Genomic DNA, 1,655 nt, shown 5'->3' on the forward strand with positions numbered 1-1,655 from the left:
CCTGAATCCACCGGTCGACGTGAGATTCTGACGGCGCGTTAAACCGAGAATGCCCATCTGATCAGGTAAAATAGGACTTGTCTAGAGTTCAACGTTACCAAGCAGAGGGGCATCTCGTAGATGCAAGTTTCCCACACCAACCGCGCCGTTTCTGCATCCTTCACCGACCCGAATCTCGTGTCGTCGGCAGGGCTGGTCCCGATCATGAAATTGGCCGCCCGTGCGGGGTTGGCGACCTTGGCCGATCAGTGGCTGACCGTCCCCACTGATAAGGGCGCCAACGCCGGTCTGAAAGTCACCTCAGTGGTCGGCGGGATGGTTGCTGGCGCGGACTCAATTGACGATCTCGCTGTTCTTCGTCACGGCGGCATGCGGAAGGTCTTCAGCAACTGCTACGCGCCCTCGACGTTGGGGTCGTTCTTGCGCGCGTTCACGTTCGGTCACGTCCGGCAGCTCGACGCCGTCGCCTCACGCTTCGTGCGGGGCTTGGCCGCTGAGACCCTGTTGCTCGTGCACGACACGGACGGCTACATATTCCTCGACGTCGACGACACCATCATCGAAGTCCACGGCTACCAGAAGGAAGGCTCCGGCTACGGCTACTCCGGAGTGCGCGGCCTCAACGCATTCCTCGCAACCGTCAAAACGGATATTTCAGCGCCGATCATCATCGGCCAGCGACTGCGCCGTGGTGCCTGCGGATCACCGCGCGGCGCGGCCCGCCTGATCAGTGACGCCCTGGCCACGATCAAACGGCTCCGCGGAGCCGAAAAAACACGCGTGCTCTTTCGTGCCGACTCTGCCTTCTACGGTCACGCCTCAATCAGCTCAGCTCTCAAAGCCGGTGCCGACGTCTCGGTCACCGCCCGCATGGACCCCGCCATCAAACGAGCGATCGGAACGATCCCCGGCACTGCCTGGACAGCGATTGAATACACCAACGCGATCTACGACGAAGGTACCAAAACGTGGATCAGTAACGCCGAAGTCGCCGAGGTCCCGTTCACCGCGTTCACGTCCCGCAAGAAGAGCGAGCAGATCACCGGGCGCCTGGTCGTGCGGCGAATTTCGGAACTGAACAAGAAAAACCTCGACCAGCCGACCCTGTTCGACACCCACCGATTCCACGCCTTCTTCACCACCAGCACCCTGGACACCGTCACCGCCGACAAAACCCACCGCGCCCACGCGGCGATAGAGCTCGTCAATTCCGACCTCAAAAGCAGCGCTCTGGCTCACCTGCCCTCAGGTGTGTTCACGGCCAACGCCGCCTGGCTGGTCCTGGCCGCCATGGCATTTAACCTCACCCGTGCCGCTGCGACGATCGCGGGCAACGGTCTCGCTCGAGCGTCCACCGCAACGATCCGCCGGAAACTTGTCAGCGTCCCCGCCAGAATCTCCTCCTCCGCGCGGCGCATCACCCTGCACCTACCCGAACACTGGCCCTGGGAGAAACCCTGGACGGCCCTCTTCGACCAGAACTTCCGGCCACGAAACCCCGCCCCGACCTGACGCACCAGCCGATATTCGCCTCAACAGGAGCACCAGTGGAACACCCGGGCCGCGAGACCCGGACTTCACCCACGCCCGAAAATCAGAAAACCCGCCAAACCGAAATCAAGATTCCTTCAAAGGTCGACCGGTGGATTCAGGCT

At 61.9% G+C, this 1,655-nt stretch carries 1 protein-coding gene; it reads left to right on the forward strand.

All coding sequences use genetic code 11. The features are described 5' to 3' along the window. The first annotated feature begins 120 nt into the window (after positions 1 to 120). The gene (locus CXY71_RS00125) at positions 121 to 1,512 is read left to right on the forward strand and encodes an IS1380 family transposase (RefSeq protein WP_104133723.1); all 1,392 of its coding nucleotides are present in this window, start codon (positions 121 to 123) and stop codon (positions 1,510 to 1,512) included. Positions 1,513 to 1,655: the final 143 nt, after the last annotated feature.

The organism is Cryobacterium sp. Y62, assembly GCF_002929785.1.
Lineage (GTDB): Bacteria > Actinomycetota > Actinomycetes > Actinomycetales > Microbacteriaceae > Cryobacterium.

Excerpts from the sequence above, each read along its gene's own strand:
- CXY71_RS00125 (WP_104133723.1), top strand. The coding sequence starts at position 121 with ATGCAAGTTTCCCACACCAACCGCGCCGTTTCTGCATCCTTCACCGAC.